This window comes from Microcoleus sp. B13-B6, from assembly GCF_036705405.1.
Lineage (GTDB): Bacteria > Cyanobacteriota > Cyanobacteriia > Cyanobacteriales > Microcoleaceae > Microcoleus.
In genome coordinates this window covers 14,879-35,387 of the sequence record NZ_JAUBUJ010000061.1, presented here as the reverse complement: position 1 = coordinate 35,387, position 20,509 = coordinate 14,879, and the positions used below count along the sequence as shown (strand labels likewise).

The following is a 20,509-nucleotide window of genomic DNA, read 5'->3' as shown; positions in this document are numbered from 1 at the left end:
CTATCTCTTTTGTAAGATGCTCAAACTACTCTCTTAAGATGAATCTATTTCTATTGGTAGAGCCGACAAAGTTGTTAAGATTTGTAAAATGAGCAAAATATCCTATCCCCAGAGCTTCATCTATGCAAACGTATGACGTGATTATCATAGGAGCAGGTCACAACGGACTGGTCTGCGCCTCTTATCTGCTGAAAGCTGGATATACCGTCCTGTTGTTAGAAAAACGTTCGGTTCCCGGAGGCGCGGCCACTACTGAAGCTGCGATTCCCGAATTGCCGGATTTTAAATTCAATTTGTGCGCGATCGACCACGAATTTATCCATTTAGGGCCAGTTGTAGAAGAATTAGAGCTGGAAAAATACGGTTTAGAATATCTTTTCTGCGATCCAGTGGCCTTTTGTCCGCATCCCGATGGCAAATATTTCTTAGCGCACAAGTCCGTAGAAAAAACTTGTGCAGAAATTGCCCGCTACAACGAGCGCGATGCTAAAAAATATGCCGAATATACCGACTTTTGGCAGCGGGCTTTAGGTGCAATGGTTCCGATGTTTAATGCGCCACCAAAATCCATCATAGATATTTTGGGCAACTACGATATTTCAAAGATAAAAGATTTATTGTCAGTCATTGGTTCCCCCGACAAAACGCTGGACTTTATTCGCACGATGCTCACCAGCGCGGAAGACCTTCTCAACGAGTGGTTTGACGAGGAATTTATCAAAGCACCCCTAGCAAGATTAGCCGCAGAACTCGGCGCGCCTCCTTCGCAAAAAACCCTGGCGGTAGGCGCAATTATGCTAGCGATGAGGCACAATCCCGGCATGGCAAGACCGCGCGGCGGGACGGGTGCATTAGTGCAAGCGCTGCTCAATTTAGTGAAAAGCTATTCCGGTGTGGTACTTACCGACCAGCACGTCGAAAAAATATTAGTTGATGACGGTCGCGCTGTGGGAGTTCGAGTTGCCAACGGCACGGAATACCGCGCTACAAAAGGTGTCATTTCTAATATTGATGCTAAGCGCTTGTTTCTGCACTTAATGGACTCCAGCGATGTTGACAGTGCTGACCCGGATTTGCGGGAAAGATTGGAGCGCAAAATTGTTAACAACAACGAGACTATTCTCAAAATAGACTTAGCTCTCAATGAAATGCCCAAGTTCGATCGCTGGAACCATCGAGACGAGTATTTAATGGGGTCGGTTTTAATTGCCGACTCCGTGAGACACGTTGAAATTTCTCACAGCGAGCCTTCAATCGGCAGAATTCCTGACTCCGATCCGTCGATGTATGTGGTGTTTCCGACTGTACGAGACCCGTCAATGGCTCCTCCCGGACACCATACAGCTTGGATTGAATTTTTTGCTCCTTACATGATCGAAAATGCTGAAGGAACCGGCCAGCACGGTACGGGTTGGACGGATGAGCTGAAAAACAAAGTTGCCGATCGCTGCATTGATAAATTAGCAGAATACGCACCTAATATCAAGAATTCCATTATCGGCCGCCGGGTGGAAAGTCCGGCAGAATTGGGAGAGCGTTTGGGTGCTTTGAAGGGGAATTATTACCACGTTGACATGACGCTGGATCAGATGATATTTTTCCGTCCTTTGCCGGAGTTGGCGAATTACAAAACGCCGATCGACGGTTTGTTCCTGACGGGGGCGGGAACGCATCCGGGCGGCTCGATTTCGGGGATGCCGGGACGCAATACTGCTCGCGTTTTCATGCACTCGCAGCAGCCTTTCGCGCAGACTTTCGCAGATGCAGCTAATACTCTGAAAGCGAAGGGTAAGTCGATATTTCGGAGTAATGAGAAGTAAGATTTTTAGCAACCGCAGATGAGGGCAGATCGACGCAGATGAATTACATCTGCGTTTGTTTGTGGAGTCTGCGGTTTTTGCTTTTGGCTTGACTTTGGCGATCGCCCAACTCCAATCTCTGCTTGTGCTATATTCTGTAGATGATTCAATAGGAGAACGCCTGTTATGACAAATACCACAGTAAAACATAAAGTCCTAAAGGCGATCGAAGAAATGCCCCAAGACGTTACTTTTTCAGACGTGATGGAGCGCCTTTACTTCCTCTACAAGATTGACAGAGGCTTGAAGCAAGTCGAGGCTGGTGATACTATGTCCCACGAACAAGCTAAAAAGCAGATCAAAACGTGGCACAAATAAGGTGGACTTCTCAGGCCCTAGCCGATATTGAAGCGATCGGCGATTTTATTGCGCGAGATGCGCCCAGTTTCGCTGAGGTATTTGTGGCTCGGATATTTGGGGCTGTAGAGCGTTTAGGAGCTTTTCCGCGATCGGGGCGTGCAGTGCCCGAGATCGGTGAAGAAAATCTTAGGGAGATTATCTTTGGCAGTTACCGCATTGTATATTTGTTAAACAGCGATGAGGTAAGCATTTTAACGGTTTTCCATTCAGCGAGGCAACTCAGACCTTCTGACTTGACCGACTCTGGTGAATAGAAGCGATCGGCATCTAAACTAGCGTCTCGATATCTTCTTAGGAAATTTATAAAATCTCAAAATTTAAGCGGTCATGTCAATCCTTCTGGCTAGAGAATATCTAAAAGCAGGGCAACTAGAAACAGCCATGCAGGTTGCCGAAATGATAACCGAGAAAGAAGGCAAAGATTTGCTTTTGGCTGATATCGCTTATAAATATGCTGAAGCAGGAAAATCCGATCGCGCGCTTCAAATAGTTGAAAAAATAGATAACGATCGTAAAAACAGCGTGTTGATTAAAGTTGTAAAAAATTATGCGGCAGCCGGGGAAGTTGAACTTGCCAAGCAAATTGCAGGAATGATAAAAGACCCAGATGATGAGGATGATGATGATTGGAAATTGGAGGCAATGAGGGATATAGCTTACGGTTATGCTAAAGCGGGGCAATTTGACAAAGCAATTGAATTTGCTGAAAGCTTAGAGAACGAATATCACAAAGAAGATGCGTTGTGGGCAATTGCCTACTGCTACGCTGAAATCGGACAATTTGAGTTAATTATTAAAATCGCTCCGCCTTTTATGGAGTCAGGTGGCGATCCGTTAGGGGCGATCGCAGAATTGATGGTAAAACAAGAATTAGAAGTCGATCGAATTATAGAAATTACTAAAACCTTAGAAAACGAATCTGACCAAAAAGCGATGTTAAGGTCTATTGTTTATCAATATGCAAATACCGAAAACAATTCGGACAAACTTATCAAATTTGCTCGATGGGTAACAGACGAATCGGTCAAATATGCAGCATTGAAGCATTTAGCTAAAAGCTTTATTCAAGCGAAAGAATACGAGCGAGTGCTTCAGATTGCTAAAAGCATAGGGCTAGAGCAAGTCAGAGTTACTTCTTGGAGGTTGATTATTCCTCCAGATTCGTCAAGCTAGTACGGGTAACTAAATTAAAAACAGATTCTCTTTGTCGATCTTATTGCGTCAGTATTGCTTCTGCTTGATGTCGCATCAAAGGAAAACGAAGGGCGATCGCACTTAACACCCTTTCTAAATCGGGAGCATCTTTTGCAAGATTTGGCTGCGGTTCGCGTTCCGTCAAATCTGTTAAAATAGTCAAAATGTGCTGAGCAAAATCTTCATCAGCCTTATCCAACAAATCCACTAGCTTCGCCATATCTTCTTTCGCACCCAACCAGTACCTTGCACCCATTAACTCAGCTTTTACTGATAAAGGGAATTCCGAGTTTAGATAGTTTTCAAGTTTTGGCAATAGCTGGGGCGTACCTAAAAGCCCGATCGAGTTAGCAGCATAACATCTCACAGCTTCATCCTCATTAGGATCGAGCAGTGAAAGCTCCAGAGTTTCTATAGCTGATGCTTCTTCTAAATATCCAAGAGTTTCTGCTGCTGATGCGCGAACCAGTGCTGAAGGGTCATTTCTGAGAATATATTCTATAGGTACAACCGCAGGAGTATAATCAAGTTCTCCAAGGGCCTCCACGGCTTCAGACCTAACCAGTTCTTCTTCATCGTCCAGCAAGTTCATTAATGCAGGCCCCACCGTCTCTATTTCCTCACTTCCCAGATAACCCAATGCTTCTGCGGCGGTGAATCGAATAGCTGCATCTGGTGATTTCAGTAACCTTACTATTTTCGGTACAGCCTCATAAACTTCTGCATCAACTAAATCGAGAATTGCCCCAGCTTGTTTAGTCGGTTCATCTGAATCGCAACGATCCAGAAGCAGTTGAATACTTTGCTTGTTCATGATTCTTACCTGCTGTTATTTAATTTTTTATCTGTGACGACTGCGACGCTTTCTTTTAGCTTTTTGAGTAGCTTTTATTTTCTGAATTTTAACATTGTCATTATTGCGCTCAGCATTCTCCATAAGTATTTTCAGTGCTTCACCCATTGAGGTGGCTGACCCATCTTGCATAAGTTGCTGAGCTTCTTTTAAAATGCCGGTGTCGGCGACGTTGCCTTCGGAAGTCATGTTACTTTTCTTCCATAATGTTCTTCCATAATGTATGTTAAATTTATGTAAAGAAGGTTCCAAAAAATGCTGATTGGTGATATAGACCTGCTCAAGCTTAACACAATCAACTAACTTCCACTGTAGCACAACAGGCAAGTTCCTACTCTTTGAAAACTCACTCCGCTAACCTTGTTGAACCATCCACATCAGAAATCCCTGGATTTGTTCGGCTGGCGGCAGGGGATAATCGCTGAGGTCGATCGCCACATTCTCCTCAGCTCTAATAAATTCATACTTTATGTGGATGAAAAGACCGGCCCCAAGTTGAGAGACTGAAAGATGGCGTTACCCTTTTTTTAGCGATGGCAAACCGAGTTTTGATTGTCGGTGGGCGGGGACGAATTGGCAGCAGCGTTGCCCAAGACCTTGTTACCCATACCGACGCGGAAATTACTGTTACCGGACGCAACTCTGAAGCCTCTATTGGGCCGGGATTGCCGCCCGATCGGGTGCAGTACCAAACTTTTGATTTAGCGGACAGTGCAGCCCTGCAAAAAGCAGTTTCACAGTCTAATCTTGTTGTTCACTGTGCGGGGCCTTTTCACTACCGAGACGCGGGCGTGCTGAAAACTTGCATCGAAGCAGGTGTTAATTATACTGATGTCAGCGACAGCCGCAGTTTTACTCGCAGAGCTTTAGAATTGCGCGAAGTTGCTAAAAATGCTGGGGTTACTGCTATTATTAACACGGGCATTTTCCCCGGTGTGTCTAATAGCATGGTGCGCCGAGATGTGGAGCAATTAGATGAAGCAGAACACATCCATTTGAGTTATGTTGTCGGAGGTTCTGGCGGTGCTGGCGTTACCGTCATGAGAACTACTTTTTTAGGCTTGCAAACGCCTTTTGAGGTTTTGGCCGATCGCAAGTGGCAGCAAGTAAATCCCTACAGCGATCGCGAAACAATTGAATTTCCCGCACCCTACGGCAAAACAGGGGTTTACTGGTTTGATATGCCGGAAGCAATCACTTTGCCCGAAACTTTCCCCGTCAAATCAGTTGTGACTAAATTCGGTACATCTCCCGACCTTTACAATCACCTTACCTGGTTTGTTGCTAAGTATTGGCCGGCTAGCTGGCTCAAAAATAACTCCGTGATTGAATTTCTCTCCTACGTCAGTTATGGGATGACCAGTGTTACTAATAGTTTTAGTGGGGTTGGTGTGGCAGTGCGATCGCAAGTGACCGGTCTCAAAAACGGTCAACCCGCTAAAGTTTGCTCGACAGCGATACACCCCAGTGCTGCCGTCGCTACGGGCCTTGGTACTGGCAGCATAGCTCAGTTAATGTTAGAAGGAAAACTGGAAAAACCGGGAGTTTGGTCGGTAGAGCAAGCTCTTTCTACTAAGCTATTTGAAGGAGCTATGCAGAACAGAAACCTAGACATAGAGCAGGTTGTTTTGTAGTTCATTAGGTTATTTATAGCAATTTAAAATGTTGGAAAATGGGATGTTTTCCCGCTCGGCGAAGACGCGAAACACGCGCGAAAAAAGAAGAGTCAGGGGCTTCGTAATAGATGGGAAAACCCCTAGATAGGGTTCTTCGCAAGAATTGCGATCGCCCCTGATAGGAGAGGAGTTCCGCTTGTCTAACTAATCTATCTTTTGGTAGAAGGAATAGTAACAAGCAGGCGCTTAAGATATGGGATGTCACGGGAAACATCCCTTTTGGCTCGCTCTAGATGCGGTAGCTGCGACAAAGATTGCGCTTGAACCAAAATTGTAAATGTGCGATCGCAGTGAAGGGGCGACAAACACCATAATTTTTGCGGAAAAATACGAGGAGAAGTTGATATGAAGCGGGTTTTAAAAGCTCTCGGACAAACATTGAGCCAAAGCATTTTGCTGGTATGTACGCTGGCTTTCATTGGTCTGCTAAGTCTAGCGGTAGTACCCAGTCAGGCTGCTTACGCAGGTCAAGACAAGAGCCACGCGCCGCAAGAAGCTACAATTACTGACCCCGCAGTAAGTTTCGAGGATCTCAATCCCCAAGCAGCAGATTACGATGAAATAGTCAAAACCTCTCAAAATCCTGCAAATGCAGAGAAAGCTTACGACGAAAGCTTAAAAGAGTACAAGGGAGAACACCCGCAAGAAGGCATAGTTCAAAAAGCTGAAGAGTTGATCGAAAAGGTCACGGGCAACTAATAAATCAAGAGATTTAGATATAACTCAAGTTGCTGGTAAATACACAGCTTCACTGAGTACACAATTGAGCCGATCTCAGAACTCAGTTGAACATAATTATCTAGGGTGCGCCTCGGCGCACCTTATTGCTTGAGAGTAGCGTGTAAAAATCGTTTTTGAGTCGAGAAGTATTTTCTCATTTCCCTCGTTTTTCAGCTAGCAGGTTCATCCTTAAGGCAGATGAATAGATATGAATTTAAAAGGTAAATTTAATAATAGTTACATTTAGATAAAAGGAAAAAAATATCATGAGCGATGACAAAAAAACGGTACATGAACCTGATGCTAACCTAGACCCGATTTCCGGGGAAAAGGGAGCTCATCCAGTCGCAACGGGTATTGGTGCGGCGGGTGCGGGTGCTGCGGGTGCTGCGATCGGCGGTGCCATCGGCGGGCCTGTAGGAGCTGTTGTGGGCGCTGTTGTGGGTTCGTTTAGCGGCGGTTTGGTGGGCAAAGGTGTGGGCGAGGCGATCGACCCGACGGTAGAAGATGCTTACTGGCAAAGCAACTACAGTTCCCGTCCTTACGCCGACACGAGTACAACTTACGAAGACTATCAGCCTGCATACCGCACTGGTTATGAGGGATACAGCCGCTATGGCGCTACTGGTAAGAAATACCACGAGATCGAACCGGATTTGCAGCGCGACTACGAAACAAATCGCGGTAAGTCTAAAGTGAGTTGGGAAAAAGCTAAGCACGCCACGCGCGACGCTTGGGATCGGGTGGAACGGGCTGTTCCTGGTGACATTGACAAAGACGGCCGCTAAGAGCGATCGCAAGTATTTTTCAGTCTTGGACGCACACAAACTAAAGCGTTGCGGTTATTTTTAGCCGGGTACCGGAATGCAGGGAAGTGTTTTGATAAAAAAACCCGGTTGCTGCGTCTTGGACTGTTGTTGATAAGTTGCACAGTTTTCAACGCGAGATTAGCGAAGTTTTTGGGGATTTTGAGCCTCTCTCTACATCGGAGAGGGGTATTTTTAGGTTAAGTTGAAATCGCCTTTTTCAGCAAGATTTTTATTTCACAGGAGTGTTGGCTGTGAGATCACGAAGGAATGAGAATTAAATAACTTACACTCTTGAAAGTGGGGAGTAGGGGTTGGGCGTCCCGCCCGCCATTTTTGGACGGGCGGGACGCCCATCCCACCATAACAATTAAAATTGTAAGTTATTTAATTCGGGATCCTAAGCCAGACGTATAGGCTTTGCTGTGCGGGACGATCGCACTCGTAATAAACGCTTTTTACCAAATTGGGATGCTTCCGTTTGAGATTAACATTTTTTTTTGACTATTAGCCTTAAAATTAAACTAATTCAGGACTGAGGCATCATCGCATATTTTTGTCATTGTTCGCGATGCGCTTTCTTCAATCGCAGCCGGATCGTAAAGCGTCGGTGGCTTCAAGTCCGATAATTGTTAAAAATCTAAATCCTCTCATTCAAAATCGGTATTACTTGTGGATGAAATGTTGGAAAGAGCTTGGACACTCAAGCAAAATTTAATTGACTTTGTTCTAGATGCTGAGGGAGAGTTGGCGGTAGCTTTGGAAGCTTATGCTGCAGCTCGATCGACCGGCGAGCGCTACGATATTGCTCAGCAAAATCAAGTGATTGACAGTTTTACAGTCGAAGGTAAAGTCGGAGACAAAACGCCGATCGACCTATTTGTCGAAAGTCAGCCGGATTTAACCGAGAGCGATCGTAGCTTGCTGGAAAGTTGGGAGCACAGAAGCTTCGCTGGCTTATTTGAAATCACTCAACTTTTCCCCGACAGGTTTGAACTGATGAACTGGCTGACGGCAAAGCACTACGTTGTCAAGCCCAACAGTCCTAATTTTCTTGCAGAAATGTCTCGCTTTAAGTTAGGAGAAATCTTGCGAGCTCGGATTTCTCCCCTCACCGATGACTGGTGGATACTTTCGAGCTCTCCCATCCTCATGGGGAAATTGGGTAAGCCGAAGTTGGCGGTGGCGATCGGCAATTTCAAGCAAAATCAGAAAAATAACCTGTACAGCGATGCGCCGGAATTGTTAGAGCAAGCTTGGCAGTCGGTAGAACACTACCACGAAGATTTTACCGAATTTTTTGGCAGTGAGGAATTGACGCTATCGGGATATCACCTGAATAAACAGTTGGCCCAATTTCAGGAATTTATCACTAAAAAACGCCTAGCTGATATGGGCGTTGATGGAAGTAAATCTCTGGCGGATATCGTGGAAGATGCCGGAGTCGATCGAGAAGAAGTCAAAGCAGCAGCAATCGCGGCTGCAGGTGCTGATGCTAAAGCAGTTGAGGTAATGCTCGACAGCAATGCTAGTTCAAAAATGGTAATGCCGAAAGTCGAATTGCCCGATCGCTTCAAGAAAGCCGAACAGGTGACAGCACTTTCTCATCCTCGCTGGGGACAAACCTTTTTGTCTACTTACGCTCAATTTACTGCACTGCTAGCAGCCGAAGATTTTTCAACCGTTCCCGGTTACGAAAAGCTAGTGCGTAACTATCTCGAAGATACTGCAATTAATGTCTGGATTTGGCAACGGTTAGCTAAAGTTAATCCAGCGAAATTAGAACAAATTTTGCAAACTGTATTGCAACGTAAAGACTTTCAGCTCGATCGCGATTTAGATGCCTTGCTGCAAGAGTTTAAAAAACCCTTAGAACCCGAACTCCCGGAAATTGCCAGCGTTCCCGTGCATCTGCACAACTTATTTCAGGAAGCTTTAGGCGAAGTTAATAAGTCAAAGTCCAAGCCGCAGGAGAAAAAGAAAAGCTCTAAAGGCTTTAAATCCTAACCAGCTAAGTTCGTGGCATACTGCTATGCCCTAATGCGCCGGCTTCTTCGCCAACGGATACTCGTTGAGATGGCCACAGCCCACGGACAGCAGAAACAGAGTGGCAATTTCAAGTATGAGTGCGATCGACCCTCGCCATTTTGGGCGCGTTAGTCTGCATCCCTCGGATAATAAACCATTAAACAAGCTCACAGCTAGCTGTGAGCTTATTGCCCGGTAATATAACTCAAATAGCTTTGCAGTCAGGACTTTAGTTTTTCTTCACCGCGATCGAAAGAACTGAAGTCCTCACTACAAACACCTTTTGTTAATCTTCAACTCGTCGGACAGCCATGCGTTGCAGCGGCAGGCTGAGTATGCTAGAAGCAGTCAACAAGTAAGAAAGAACCGTAGTCAGCTTCAAACTGAGCAATAACCAGCTATCCTCTGGTAGGTGAAGTTTCAACCCGAAAACAGAGATGCAGTACACTATCCAGTAAGTAAAGCTCATCTTGATTAGGATTTCTTCGCTCAAAGTGCGATCGTCCGTTGGCTGCGAGTTGCGATTATCACTCAGCAGGACTAGACCCGCTATAGAAGCCACCAAAGAAACCATAACGAGATAGTCATGCCAGTTAAGCTCAACCATTTCTAAACTCCGCTTTTATCCGAATTTTTGGAATCAGACATCAGTCTAAAGGATAAGTTTTCCCGGTCAAAGCAATAGTTACAAATTGAAACAGCCGCAGTTACAAATCGCAATGAAAATCAACCGCAACCACCAGCCACAGGCTCGTTTAGTCAGTCGCAAAGGACAATTGCCCTTAAATATTGTCAAGTTGGGAGTACCTCGCCTGCATTTTGCCGACCTCTACCACAGGCTGCTAACTCTTTCTTGGCCGCGATTTTTCATCCTCATTTGTCTCTCCTATATAGTCACAAATTCTTTATTTGCCTTAGCTTACTTGGCGGGAGGAGATTGCATTGCTAACGCGCGGCCGGGTTCTTTCCCAGATGCCTTTTATTTCAGCGTGCAAACAATGGCGACGATCGGCTACGGCTCTATGTATCCGCGCACGGATTACGCTAATACTATAGTCGCGATCCAAGCGCTTTTTGGTTTGTGGGGAGTCGCGATGATTACGGGACTGGCTTTTGCTAGATTTTCTCGACCAACAGCTAGAGTTATCTTCAGCCGCGTAGCTGTGATCGCTCCTTTCAACGGCGTTCCGACTCTGATGTACCGCACGGCAAATCAGCGTTTTAACCAAATTTTAGAAGCGCAGCAGCGAGCTACTTTGATCCGTGACGAGGTAACACCGGAAGGAGAATTTATGCGGCGTTTTTACGATTTGCAATTGGTGCGAAGTCACTCTCCAGTTTTTGCATTAACTTGGACGGTTATGCACGCAATTGAGGAGAGCAGTCCTTTGTACCAACTTACTGCCCAAGACTTGATGGAACAGCAAGCGGAAATTGTAATTACGTTAACAGGAATTGACGAAACTGTTTCGCAAACTATTCATGCGCGACATTCTTTTGTGGCCTCTGAAATTATGTGGGATATGCGGTTTGTAGATATTCTTTTGAAATCGGCGACGGGAGGGCGGGTGGTTGATTATACTCGGTTTCACGAGGTGAAGCCTGTTGAATGAAAGTTTGGATTTAGCCACCAGTGCTAGAATACCTGTATGGGAAAAAAAGTTAATATTTATGAACTCAATAACTACAAATACGACACTGAAAGAATTGCAACCGCAACTCTTGGCTTTAACTCCCGAAGAGAAGGCTCAAGCTATAGAATTACTAGCCCAAAGTTTAAGAAAATTTTGGTCTGGAATTCAAAAGACTCCCGGCGTGTGCGGCGGCGATGCTTGCATCAGACAAACGCGAATTCCTGTTTGGGTACTTGTGAATGCTCGCCGTTTAGGTATTTCTGAGGCTGAACTCCTAGAAGACTATCCGACTCTGCGTGCCGCTGACTTGGCGAATGCTTGGGCTTATGCTGAGGCATATTCTGATGAGATTGAAATAGCAATTCAAGACAATGAGGAAGATTAAAAAGTGGCGCGTTTCTATGCAGATGAACAATTTCCGAAGCGGGTTGTGGAATTATTGAGGACTTTAGGTCACGATGTCCTTACCGTACAGGAAGCAGGAAATGCTAATCAAAAAATTCCTGATGAAGAAGTGTTAGCTTTTGCAGTGAGTATTGACCGCGCTATTTTAACGCTCAATCGCCGTCATTTTATCAGGCTGCATACATTACAACCAGACCATGCTGGTATCATTGTTTGTAAAGATGATTCAAATAGGGATAGGCTGGCTTTACGGATTAATGAAGCTATTGCTAATCAAGAAACAGTGAGAAGTTTACTGATTCGAGTTAACCGTCCTTCGGAGTGAGTAGAAGTGATAAAATCCCTCTGGTATGGAATTCAAAAGACTCCCGGTGTCATGGGCGGTGAAGCCTGTATCCGAAAAACGCGGATTCCTGTTTGGCTGTTAATAAGTTATCGCCGTCAAGATGCCACCGATGCTCATATTTTAGAAGGTCATCCCTATCTCTGTGCAGCAGATTTGGTGAATGCTTTTAGTTATGCTGAGGCATATCCTGATGAGATTGAAACAGCAATTAAAGAAAATGAGGAAGATTGAAAAGTGGCGCGTTTCTATTAAAATAAACAAAATACTCCTCGTACTATGCGAATAATTCATACTGCTGACTGGCATTTAGGGCGGCGTTTCCGAGGGATCGATCGCACTTTTGAAATTGCGATCGCCCTCGAACAGATTTTGAAGCAAGCAAAAGCCTTGGATGTCGATGCTGTACTCGTTGCCGGCGACATTTTCGACGTGCCCAACCCTCCCGCTTACGCCGAACGCATTGCTTATAACTTTTTCTGCGAACTCCAAGCGGCAGGAATTCCCGCAATTGCGATCGCCGGTAATCACGATTCGGCCTCCCGCATCGACAGCATCGCGCAATTGCTTTCCCTCGCCGGTGTTCGCGCTTTAGGCAAACCCAGGCTTTCCGCCGACGGTGGCACAATTACTCTTAATACAAAAAGCGGTAAACTTTGTGTGGGAGCGATGCCTTTTGCTTCCGAACAAAGACTGTTAGATGCTAATTCTCTCTGGCAGTCTGGCGATGCCGATCGCCGAAAAGATTACCGCGAAATCGTAGCATATTTACTAGAAGATTTAACCAGGGAGTTTAGAGACAATACTGTCAATTTTCTCATGGGACACATGAGCATTGACGGCGCTCGATTGGCAAAATCCGAAGTCGCTTATTACACGCGAGAAAAATACCTGCTCTCATCGGAAACTCTGCCGCCGGAAGCTCAGTATGTTGCCCTCGGACACATCCACATTCACCAGCGAATTTCTGAGACTTCTCCCGCTTATTATTCCGGTTCTTTGATTCAGTTAGATTTTGGAGAAGCGGAACAGGAAAAAGGATTTTGCTTGATAGAAGTTGAGCCGGGAAGTCAGGCAAAGGTGGAATTTAAGCCTGTGGCTTGCCACAAGCCGTTAAAAGTGCTTAAATGTCATAACGACAATCTTGATGAAACTTTAGAAGCTCATCAGTATCATCCTGGTTTCTTGAAAGTAATTGTCGAACTGGACAGTCCGCAAATCGGACTTGCCGATCGAGTGCGCCAAATCTGTTCCCAAGCGCTGTTAATTGAACCGCGCTATCCAGATGCAGCGCTAGAAGCAACAGAAATAACTAATATCGATCCCAATAATTTCGATCCGGCAGCAGAGTTTTGTAACTATTATCAAAACCGCTTGGGAACGACACCGAAACCGGCAGTATTGGAGGAATTTCAAAACTTGTACAAGAAGTTTAAGGAAACAGTTAATAATTAAATGCGTAAAAAGATACAATAACTGGTTCCCAGGCTCCGTCTGGGAACCAATATCCAGAGGCTCTGCCTCGCGCTTAAATAGGAAAAGATACAATAACTGGTTCCCAGGCTCCGTCTGGGAACCAATATCCAGAGGCCCTGCCTCGCGCTTAAATAGGAAAATTCGAGGCAGAGCCTCCGGATCTGCTTTACCAGGCAGAGCCTGGTAAAGAGTAATAGAAATCCACCATCTAAAATCTAAAATCAGTATGCGTCCACTCGAACTTATTCTCGAAGGATTTACCAGCTTCCACCGCGAACAGCGTTTAGATTTTTCTCAACTCGATTTGTTTGCCATTACTGGTGCTACAGGTGCGGGCAAATCTTCACTGCTAGATGCCATGACTTACGCTCTTTTTGGCACTACTACTCGCAGTGGCAAACAAGTAAGTGATTTGGCGAGCCAAGGCAGCGAAAATTTAAAAGTGCAGTTGCGTTTTGCTGTGGGTTCGGCACAGTACCGGGTGACGCGAAGGTGGCGTTTCCGTCCGAAATCTCCTGAAAATAAGGTGATTTTGGACAACTGGCAAAATGGCCAATGGGAAACTTTGGGAACGAGTATTGTTGCTGTTCAAAATACCATTGAACAGATTTTAGGAATGGATTTTGATACTTTTACGCGAGCAATTGTTCTGCCTCAAGGCAAGTTTGATGAGTTTATTAAAGGGGATACTTCAAAACGCCGGGAAATTTTGCGACAGCTAGCAGGATTTGAGATTTTTGAGCAGATGCGGAAGGAAACAAATGAGCTGGCAAAGTTGCTGAAACAGGAACGGGAAATGGTGGAAAGGCAGCTAGGGGATTTGAGTGCGCCGACGGCGGATGAGGTGGATCAAAGACGATCGCAACTTTTGATTTTAGAGCAGCAGTTGCCCCAGTTCGATCGCGCTGTGATGAAAGCTCAGAAGGCTCTAGATGAAGAGGAACAGCTATTTTCGCAAATCGCTCGCTGGCAAGAGTTACAACAACAATTGGCCCAATTAAATGCTAATTCCGCTGAAATGGAAATTTTAGCACAGCGTTTAGAAAGAGCGCAAGCTGCCAATCATTTACAGGGAGATTGGGCTTTAGTGCGATCGGCTCGCAGTCAGTATGAAACTGCCGAAAGTGCCTCGGTGGCAGCGAGAAAGCAGTTAATTAAAGCTCGCTCTGAGCTGGCAGTAGAGCAGCAGCAACTTGACGCGGCAAAAGCGAAAGAAGAGGTGCTAGCGCCACAAATTAAGGCTCGCGAAGATGCTCTGGCGGCTGCTAAAGTATATGAAGAACAGCGCGCTCAATTAGAAAAAGAAGTGGCGCTTGCCCAAAAAATTCAACAGGAAAAACTCCGCTTTTTTATGGCAGCAGATAAAGACCTGCAAGCTGCTAACACTAAAATTCAAGGTGCGGGTTTTCGAGTTACTCAAGCAGCGGCACAGCTCGAACAGTATGCGCGGGGAGGAAAGCGTTTAGAGCAATTGCAGCAAATTTCACCCTTATTGATGGAACTTCAGCTAATTACCAAGCAGCAAAAGACTCAGCAAGAACAGTTGGATAAATCTCTGGCAGATAAGGAAAAAGCTCAACAAAATTATGTGAAGGCTACCACTAATTTAGAAGCCGTTGAACTCAGGCTAAAAGAGTGCGCCCGCGAGTTAGAAGTGGCGGAAACCGCTAATGCGGAAGCGGCACGTTTAGAGAGTGTTGCTGCTATCAGAATGTCACTGAATTCTGGCGATACTTGCCCGGTGTGCGGGGGGGTGCATCCTGAGAGCGAGAGCCTGCCTCCTTTGCCAGATTCTAATATTGTCGATGTCGCTGATTTGCGGCGTAAATTGGCGGCGGCAAATCAGCTTTTTCAAGATGCTCAAAGGTTGGCGGCTGAGGCGAAAAGTACAGCTTCAGCTTGCCAGCAAAAAGAGTCGGAAATTGCTCAAATGCTCGAATTAACTGCGAATAGAGTTGCCGAATTGCAGCAGCAAATCACTCAAGTTCTGGAAAATCCTCAGTGGGAAAGCTTGGGGTTGCAGCAGGAGTTGGCAATCCTTAAAGAGAGCGATCGCCAATACCGCGAAACCGAACAGCAGTTCCAACTGGCATCATTGGAATATGATAATTTTCAGGAAAGATTTAATTTGGCGGTGGCGACTCAAGCAGCTAAACAGCAGGAATATCAAGATGCGATCGCCGAATCAGACCGCCGCCAGCAGCAGTTCCAAAGTTGTGTAAATGCGCTTTATCAAATTACCGAATATCAACCTTATGCTAATTTAGCAAAAGTCTTAGAACAAGACAAGCAAGACTTGGCAAATCTGCTAAAAGTTGCCGAAAAATCCTATCAAACTGCTCAAAATAAGGTTATTCAAGCCGCAGAGAGAGAGCAACAAGCTGGAGAGGCTTTTGGGCAAGCCCAAGCCCAGAAACAGCAGCTAAACCTGGATTGGTCAGCAAAATTAACGGCGGCTGATTTCACAGAAGAGACATTTTTAGCAGCGGTTGCGACAGTTAAGGAACAATCAGAATGGGAAAATGCTATTCGCTCTCACCGCGAATCAAAAATTCAGTTAGAGACGCGGGCGAAAGATTTGAGCGAGGCGATCGCAGGCAGAACTACCGATGAAAATACTTTAGCACAAGTGCGATCGGCAAAACATACCGCCCAAGAAAACCTCAAACAAGCCAACAACAACCGCGCCGAACTTTTAGCTTGGATTCAAGTAGCAGCGCAAAATCTCGAACAAGCCGAAAGACTGTCACAGCAAATCACAAATTTCACAGAACAAGAGCAAACTTATCACACCTTAGCGCAGAATCTCAAATCCAACGAATTTCAATCCTACATTTTAGAACATTTAGAAGCAGAATTAGTCGGCAGCGCCACATTGATTTTGCAAGAATTAACCGAAAATCGCTACAAACTAAAAAACCAAGACGGCGAATACTGGGTAGCAGATAATTGGAACGGCGGGGAAGCTAGACGAGTGCGAACCCTTTCCGGCGGCGAAACCTTTGCAACTTCCTTATCAATGGCTTTAGCTTTGTCAGAGAAACTGTCTCAAGGGGCTCACTTGGGCAGCTTGTTTCTCGATGAAGGATTTGGCACTTTAGATACCGAAACTCTCGAAAGCGTTACTCAAATTTTAGAATCTTTGCGCCAGCGAGACAGGCTGATTGGAGTGATTACCCACGTTCGAGAATTGGGCGAAAGATTGCCCGCACAAGTTAAAGTTTCCAAATCCCCCCAAGGTTCTAAAATAGAAGTACATAGATCCTGAAGTGGAGAGGCGCGTGCATGAAATAGTAAACTTGCTTAAGGACGTACATTATAAGTAAACCTGCCCCTAGAATTCCCTATAATATATGATGAAAAATCACGCGACTAGAATGCAATCGGTACAGTCGCCCATAATTCCAGTAGTTGGCGAACTGATTCGCCAAAATCCGGGAACGATATCATTAGGACAAGGCGTAGTTTACTATAATCCGCCACAAGAATCATTTGATAAAATTCCCGAATTCTTCGCAAATCCCGACAATCACAAATACAAAGCCGTGGAAGGAATTCCACTGTTACAGGATGCAATCGCCGCCAAACTAAAAACCGATAACGGCATAGAAATTAATAGCAAAAACTGCATTGTTGTTACCGCAGGCAGCAACATGGGATTTACCAACGCTATTCTCGCCATCACTTCTGCGGGGGACGAAGTTATTATCCAATCACCTTATTACTTCAATCACGAAATGGCGGCTATCATGGCAAATTGCCGACCAGTGATAGTAGAAACCGACGCCAAATATCAACTTAATATCGATGCTATAAAAAAAGCAATTACTGACAAAACGCGAGCCATAGTCACCGTTTCACCCAACAACCCAACTGGCGTCGTTTATCCTGGCGAAGCACTCCGGGAAGTTAACGAAATTTGTCGCCAGCACAACATCTATCACATCAGCGATGAAGCCTACGAATATTTTACTTATAACGGCGTCCAACACTGTTCGCCCGCCGCTTTTCCCAACAGCAGCGAACATACAATTTCTCTGTTTAGCCTCTCCAAAGCCTACGGTTTTGCGAGTTGGCGGATCGGGTATATGGTAATACCAGAACACTTGCTGGTTTCAGTGAGAAAGATTCAAGATACCATCTTAATTTGTCCGCCCGTAATTTCTCAGTATGCAGCCCTGGGAGCCTTGCAAGTTGGTAGAGGTTACTGCGATAATTATGTAAGGGCGATCGCATCCGTGCGCCAACTCGTATTAGACGAACTCAATACTATCCAAAATTTGTGTACGATTTCCCCAGCCTGCGGAGCTTTCTACTTTTTCTTGAAAGTTGATACTGAACTCGATACAATGGAATTAGTAGAACAATTAATTCGCGAATATCACGTAGCAGTGCTTCCCGGTACAACCTTCGGCATGGATAACGGGTGCTATTTGCGGGTTGCTTACGGTGCTTTGGAGAAAGCAACCGCCACCGCAGGTATTAGGAGATTAGTTAAAGGTTTGAAGACAATTTTAAACAAGTAAAATAGGAAAATTAAACATGGTTGCCACGAACTTAAAAGCCAATACAAATATTCAAGATACCTCCGCTGCTAAATTGGCAGACTTGCGCGATTTGATGGCAGATTACGAATTAGATTGCTATTACATCCCAGCGGTTGACGAACACTTAAATTTATCAGTTCCAGCAGCCAAGCAGCGGCGAGCTTGGATGTGCGGTTTTACGGGTTCCGCCGGCGATTTGTTGGTTGGCAAAGATTCCGCTTGGTTGTTTGTGGATTCCCGCTATTACGAACAAGCCGAATTGCAAGTCGATACTGGAATTATTCAAATATCGAAACTCGGCTTAGAAGGAAATTTAACCTTAATTGAAACTTTAGAAAAACTGGCTGTAGAATCGGCAGAAAAATCAAGGAAAATTCGCATGGGTTTTGACCCGTTTACCGTAGCGACAGAGCAATATCAAAATTGGGTGAAAAAATTTGCAACTGCGGAGATTGAACTCATACCAATCCGGGAGAATTTGACCGACAAAGTGCGATCGCAAACTCCTTGGCAAACAGCAGAGACTTTACCCGCGATTGATGCAGATCCCATATTTAGCTTACCTGTATCCCTGACAGGAGAAACCGCCGCCGAAAAATTAGCCAGAGTCAGGGAAGCGATGCAAAAAGCCAATATCGATGTGCTTCCGATTACCAACCTGAATCAAATAGCGTGGCTGTTCAATCTCCGAGGCTCGGATATTCCCCACATCCCCATTTTCATATCCTATGCCATTGTCACCACAGATTCAGCGTTTTTGTTTACAAATCCCGAACGAATTTCGCTAGAAATCAAGCAAGAATTGCGGGAGGATGTAACTTTGCTTCCCTACGCCGACTATCCGCATACATTAGAGACTTGCGTAAATTTGCCACATAAAGTTCGGGTACTTTTAGACCCGAAACACAGCACAGCAGGCACGTACCAGTTAATATTAAACCATCAAGAAGCGCAGTTTTACAACATCGAAATAGTTTTTAAGGCACATCCGGTAGAAGGGATGAAAGCTCGCAAAAATCCCGTAGAAATTGAGCAGATGAAATCAGCCAATTTCAAAGCAAGTCGAGCGAAAACTTTGACTTTAAAGTGGTTGACAGAACAGCTAGAAAATGGTAAGGTAGTTACCGAGTTTGATGTCAAAGAAAGCATCGAAAATTTTTACCAGCAAGAAACAGATTTTCAGACTTTAACTTTTAGAACGATCGCCGGTGCGGGAGCCAATAGCTCGATCGTACATTACGGAACCCCCAGCCCTGAAATAACGTTAAAACCGGGGGAACTGCTGTTATTGGACTCAGGAGCGCAATATTTAGCAGGTACAACCGACGATACGAGAACAGTAAGTATCGGAGAACCGACGGCGCTACAAATAGAACACTACACAACAGTCTTAATCGCGCACATCAACTGTGCAATGCAGCAATTCCCCAAAGGAACAACGGGAGCGCAATTAGATGCGATCGCCCGTGCGGTATTATGGCAAGAACAGCTAGACTACGGACACGGTACAGGGCACGGAGTCGGCGCGTTTTTAGCAGGCCACGAAGGGCCAAACGGCATCAGCAAATCTGTGCAGTATCCCCTGGAAGCCGGAATGGTAACGAGCATCGAACCGGGATATTACGAACCGGGATGGGGCGGAATTCGCATCGAAAATCTCTATGTTGTCAGGGAAATGCCATCCAAAAACGGTACGGTTTGGTACGGATTTGAATCGCTGACGTATATTCCGTTTGAGCGCAAATTAATAAATGTCGATCGGCTGTCAAAGACTCAACTAGCATGGTTGAATAATTATCATGCTGCTGTAGTCGAGAAACTGGAACCCGTACTTGATGCAGCAACAATTGAATGGTTGAAAAAAGCAGCCGCACCCTTTGTGATATCAATTCCGGTTGCACCGGAATGATACCGAGGACACTGCAATGCTCATAGATGTCAACTTAAGGTCAAACCGAAAGTCCGACAGGGGTTGAAACCCCTGTCTCAAAGCGAAAGTCCTCTTAAGAGGACTGAAGAACTCATTAAGCTGTCGCGCCGCGCCTTTAAATTGCATATTCAGGGCGGGCGGGACGCCCACCCCACAAGAGTTAGATTGTTTTTTGACAGACAATTTAAATGCAGAACAGCTTAGTCCTCTTAAGAGGACTTTTGCTATTAGACAGGGAATTCATTCCCTGGCGGACTCGCGGGCTGACTAACGGGCTGGGCTGGCTGACAGCTTAAGTTGACACCAATGGGCACAGTGCGGTGTCCCTACGCCAAAATAATATTGTAGTATTGTAGGGAAACAGCACGTGCAGTCTCCTGATTTCTTAAAAAACAGAATACCAAAATCCCCGACTTCTCCAAGAAGTCGGGGATTTAAGATACAAACATTTAGAGCATTTAGAGTAAAGCTGGTGACAGGATTTGAACCTGCGACAGGCTGATTACAAATCAGCTACTCTACCAACTGAGTTACACCAGCAGTGAAACTTAATATAGCAAACTTATAGTCATTAGCGCAACCCCCCCAGCCAACTTTTTTTTCAAATTCGCTCAAAACCCCTCCCCGTAAGGGCAAAACCGGAATTGTCTGCCCGCTGCCCACTGCCCACTGCCAATT

Annotated in this window: 19 protein-coding genes and 1 tRNA gene; 16 read left to right on the top strand and 4 right to left on the bottom strand. The window is 45.3% G+C overall.

The window, feature by feature from the left end:
• The first annotated feature begins 122 nt into the window (after nucleotides 1–122).
• From crtO to QUB35_RS24010, 4 genes are all read left to right on the top strand, one after another.
• Nucleotides 123–1,820, top strand: a complete 1,698-nt coding sequence (gene crtO / locus QUB35_RS24025) for a beta-carotene ketolase CrtO (RefSeq protein ID WP_333103099.1) — start codon at nucleotides 123–125, stop codon at nucleotides 1,818–1,820.
• Nucleotides 1,821–1,985: 165 nt separating this feature from the next.
• The gene (locus tag QUB35_RS24020) at nucleotides 1,986–2,177 is read left to right on the top strand and encodes a hypothetical protein (RefSeq protein WP_333103100.1); all 192 of its coding nucleotides are present in this window, start codon (nucleotides 1,986–1,988) and stop codon (nucleotides 2,175–2,177) included.
• Nucleotides 2,165–2,473 (top strand): type II toxin-antitoxin system RelE/ParE family toxin, encoded by a 309-nt coding sequence (locus QUB35_RS24015; protein WP_333103102.1) that lies wholly within the window; start codon nucleotides 2,165–2,167, stop codon nucleotides 2,471–2,473. Before QUB35_RS24020 ends, QUB35_RS24015 begins: the two co-directional genes overlap by 13 nt.
• Before the next feature lie 73 nt (nucleotides 2,474–2,546).
• Complete coding sequence (locus tag QUB35_RS24010; RefSeq protein ID WP_333103104.1) at nucleotides 2,547–3,392, top strand: hypothetical protein; 846 nt, start codon at nucleotides 2,547–2,549, stop codon at nucleotides 3,390–3,392.
• A 40-nt stretch (nucleotides 3,393–3,432) separates the two neighbouring features.
• Here the strand turns inward: QUB35_RS24010 and QUB35_RS24005 are convergent, their stop codons facing one another.
• Both QUB35_RS24005 and QUB35_RS24000 read right to left on the bottom strand, forming a co-directional pair.
• Nucleotides 3,433–4,227, bottom strand: coding sequence for a HEAT repeat domain-containing protein (locus QUB35_RS24005; RefSeq protein ID WP_333103105.1), 795 nt, complete (start codon nucleotides 4,225–4,227; stop codon nucleotides 3,433–3,435).
• A 27-nt stretch (nucleotides 4,228–4,254) separates the two neighbouring features.
• Nucleotides 4,255–4,584: a polymorphic toxin type 34 domain-containing protein gene (locus QUB35_RS24000; RefSeq protein WP_333103129.1), complete on the bottom strand. Its 330-nt coding sequence runs from the start codon at nucleotides 4,582–4,584 to the stop codon at nucleotides 4,255–4,257.
• Between the two features lie 215 nt (nucleotides 4,585–4,799).
• On the opposite strand from QUB35_RS24000, the gene QUB35_RS23995 reads away from it, so the two are divergent.
• From QUB35_RS23995 to QUB35_RS23980, 4 genes are all read left to right on the top strand, one after another.
• Nucleotides 4,800–5,900, top strand: coding sequence for a saccharopine dehydrogenase NADP-binding domain-containing protein (locus tag QUB35_RS23995; RefSeq protein WP_333144194.1), 1,101 nt, complete (start codon nucleotides 4,800–4,802; stop codon nucleotides 5,898–5,900).
• Between the two features lie 387 nt (nucleotides 5,901–6,287).
• Nucleotides 6,288–6,641: a hypothetical protein gene (locus QUB35_RS23990; RefSeq protein ID WP_333144193.1), complete on the top strand. Its 354-nt coding sequence runs from the start codon at nucleotides 6,288–6,290 to the stop codon at nucleotides 6,639–6,641.
• 287 nt (nucleotides 6,642–6,928) lie between these two features.
• Nucleotides 6,929–7,450: a hypothetical protein gene (locus QUB35_RS23985; protein WP_333144192.1), complete on the top strand. Its 522-nt coding sequence runs from the start codon at nucleotides 6,929–6,931 to the stop codon at nucleotides 7,448–7,450.
• Nucleotides 7,451–8,140: 690 nt separating this feature from the next.
• Nucleotides 8,141–9,475: a hypothetical protein gene (locus QUB35_RS23980; RefSeq protein WP_333144191.1), complete on the top strand. Its 1,335-nt coding sequence runs from the start codon at nucleotides 8,141–8,143 to the stop codon at nucleotides 9,473–9,475.
• Between the two features lie 307 nt (nucleotides 9,476–9,782).
• Here the strand turns inward: QUB35_RS23980 and QUB35_RS23975 are convergent, their stop codons facing one another.
• Nucleotides 9,783–10,103, bottom strand: a complete 321-nt coding sequence (locus QUB35_RS23975; protein ID WP_333144190.1) for a hypothetical protein — start codon at nucleotides 10,101–10,103, stop codon at nucleotides 9,783–9,785.
• Between the two features lie 112 nt (nucleotides 10,104–10,215).
• On the opposite strand from QUB35_RS23975, the gene QUB35_RS23970 reads away from it, so the two are divergent.
• From QUB35_RS23970 to QUB35_RS23935, 8 genes are all read left to right on the top strand, one after another.
• Nucleotides 10,216–11,109: an ion channel gene (locus tag QUB35_RS23970; RefSeq protein ID WP_333144189.1), complete on the top strand. Its 894-nt coding sequence runs from the start codon at nucleotides 10,216–10,218 to the stop codon at nucleotides 11,107–11,109.
• Nucleotides 11,110–11,167: 58 nt separating this feature from the next.
• Nucleotides 11,168–11,515, top strand: a complete 348-nt coding sequence (locus QUB35_RS23965) for a DUF433 domain-containing protein (protein ID WP_333144188.1) — start codon at nucleotides 11,168–11,170, stop codon at nucleotides 11,513–11,515.
• A 3-nt stretch (nucleotides 11,516–11,518) separates the two neighbouring features.
• Complete coding sequence (locus QUB35_RS23960) at nucleotides 11,519–11,860, top strand: DUF5615 family PIN-like protein (protein WP_333144187.1); 342 nt, start codon at nucleotides 11,519–11,521, stop codon at nucleotides 11,858–11,860.
• Between the two features lie 6 nt (nucleotides 11,861–11,866).
• Entirely contained in the window at nucleotides 11,867–12,112 is a 246-nt protein-coding gene (locus QUB35_RS23955; protein WP_445252013.1) for a DUF433 domain-containing protein, read from the top strand.
• A 45-nt stretch (nucleotides 12,113–12,157) separates the two neighbouring features.
• Nucleotides 12,158–13,333, top strand: a complete 1,176-nt coding sequence (locus QUB35_RS23950) for an exonuclease SbcCD subunit D (protein WP_333144186.1) — start codon at nucleotides 12,158–12,160, stop codon at nucleotides 13,331–13,333.
• Between the two features lie 247 nt (nucleotides 13,334–13,580).
• Nucleotides 13,581–16,622 carry an SMC family ATPase gene (locus QUB35_RS23945; protein ID WP_333144185.1) on the top strand — a complete coding sequence of 1,014 codons (3,042 nt, stop codon included), beginning with the start codon at nucleotides 13,581–13,583 and terminating at the stop codon, nucleotides 16,620–16,622.
• An 88-nt stretch (nucleotides 16,623–16,710) separates the two neighbouring features.
• The gene (locus QUB35_RS23940; RefSeq protein WP_333144205.1) at nucleotides 16,711–17,880 is read left to right on the top strand and encodes a pyridoxal phosphate-dependent aminotransferase; all 1,170 of its coding nucleotides are present in this window, start codon (nucleotides 16,711–16,713) and stop codon (nucleotides 17,878–17,880) included.
• A 16-nt stretch (nucleotides 17,881–17,896) separates the two neighbouring features.
• Nucleotides 17,897–19,810 (top strand): aminopeptidase P family protein, encoded by a 1,914-nt coding sequence (locus tag QUB35_RS23935; protein ID WP_333144184.1) that lies wholly within the window; start codon nucleotides 17,897–17,899, stop codon nucleotides 19,808–19,810.
• 488 nt (nucleotides 19,811–20,298) lie between these two features.
• On the opposite strand, the gene QUB35_RS23930 is transcribed toward QUB35_RS23935, so the two are convergent.
• A tRNA-Thr gene (locus QUB35_RS23930) sits at nucleotides 20,299–20,371 on the bottom strand.
• Nucleotides 20,372–20,509: the final 138 nt, after the last annotated feature.

Coding starts and splice junctions, on each gene's coding strand:
- crtO (WP_333103099.1), top strand. CDS start 123: ATGCAAACGTATGACGTGATTATCATAGGAGCAGGTCACAACGGACTG.
- QUB35_RS24020 (WP_333103100.1), top strand. CDS start 1,986: ATGACAAATACCACAGTAAAACATAAAGTCCTAAAGGCGATCGAAGAA.
- QUB35_RS24010 (WP_333103104.1), top strand. CDS start 2,547: ATGTCAATCCTTCTGGCTAGAGAATATCTAAAAGCAGGGCAACTAGAA.
- QUB35_RS24005 (WP_333103105.1), bottom strand. CDS start 4,227: ATGAACAAGCAAAGTATTCAACTGCTTCTGGATCGTTGCGATTCAGAT.
- QUB35_RS23995 (WP_333144194.1), top strand. CDS start 4,800: ATGGCAAACCGAGTTTTGATTGTCGGTGGGCGGGGACGAATTGGCAGC.
- QUB35_RS23990 (WP_333144193.1), top strand. CDS start 6,288: ATGAAGCGGGTTTTAAAAGCTCTCGGACAAACATTGAGCCAAAGCATT.
- QUB35_RS23985 (WP_333144192.1), top strand. CDS start 6,929: ATGAGCGATGACAAAAAAACGGTACATGAACCTGATGCTAACCTAGAC.
- QUB35_RS23975 (WP_333144190.1), bottom strand. CDS start 10,103: ATGGTTGAGCTTAACTGGCATGACTATCTCGTTATGGTTTCTTTGGTG.
- QUB35_RS23970 (WP_333144189.1), top strand. CDS start 10,216: ATGAAAATCAACCGCAACCACCAGCCACAGGCTCGTTTAGTCAGTCGC.
- QUB35_RS23965 (WP_333144188.1), top strand. CDS start 11,168: ATGAACTCAATAACTACAAATACGACACTGAAAGAATTGCAACCGCAA.
- QUB35_RS23950 (WP_333144186.1), top strand. CDS start 12,158: ATGCGAATAATTCATACTGCTGACTGGCATTTAGGGCGGCGTTTCCGA.
- QUB35_RS23945 (WP_333144185.1), top strand. CDS start 13,581: ATGCGTCCACTCGAACTTATTCTCGAAGGATTTACCAGCTTCCACCGC.
- QUB35_RS23940 (WP_333144205.1), top strand. CDS start 16,711: ATGAAAAATCACGCGACTAGAATGCAATCGGTACAGTCGCCCATAATT.
- QUB35_RS23935 (WP_333144184.1), top strand. CDS start 17,897: ATGGTTGCCACGAACTTAAAAGCCAATACAAATATTCAAGATACCTCC.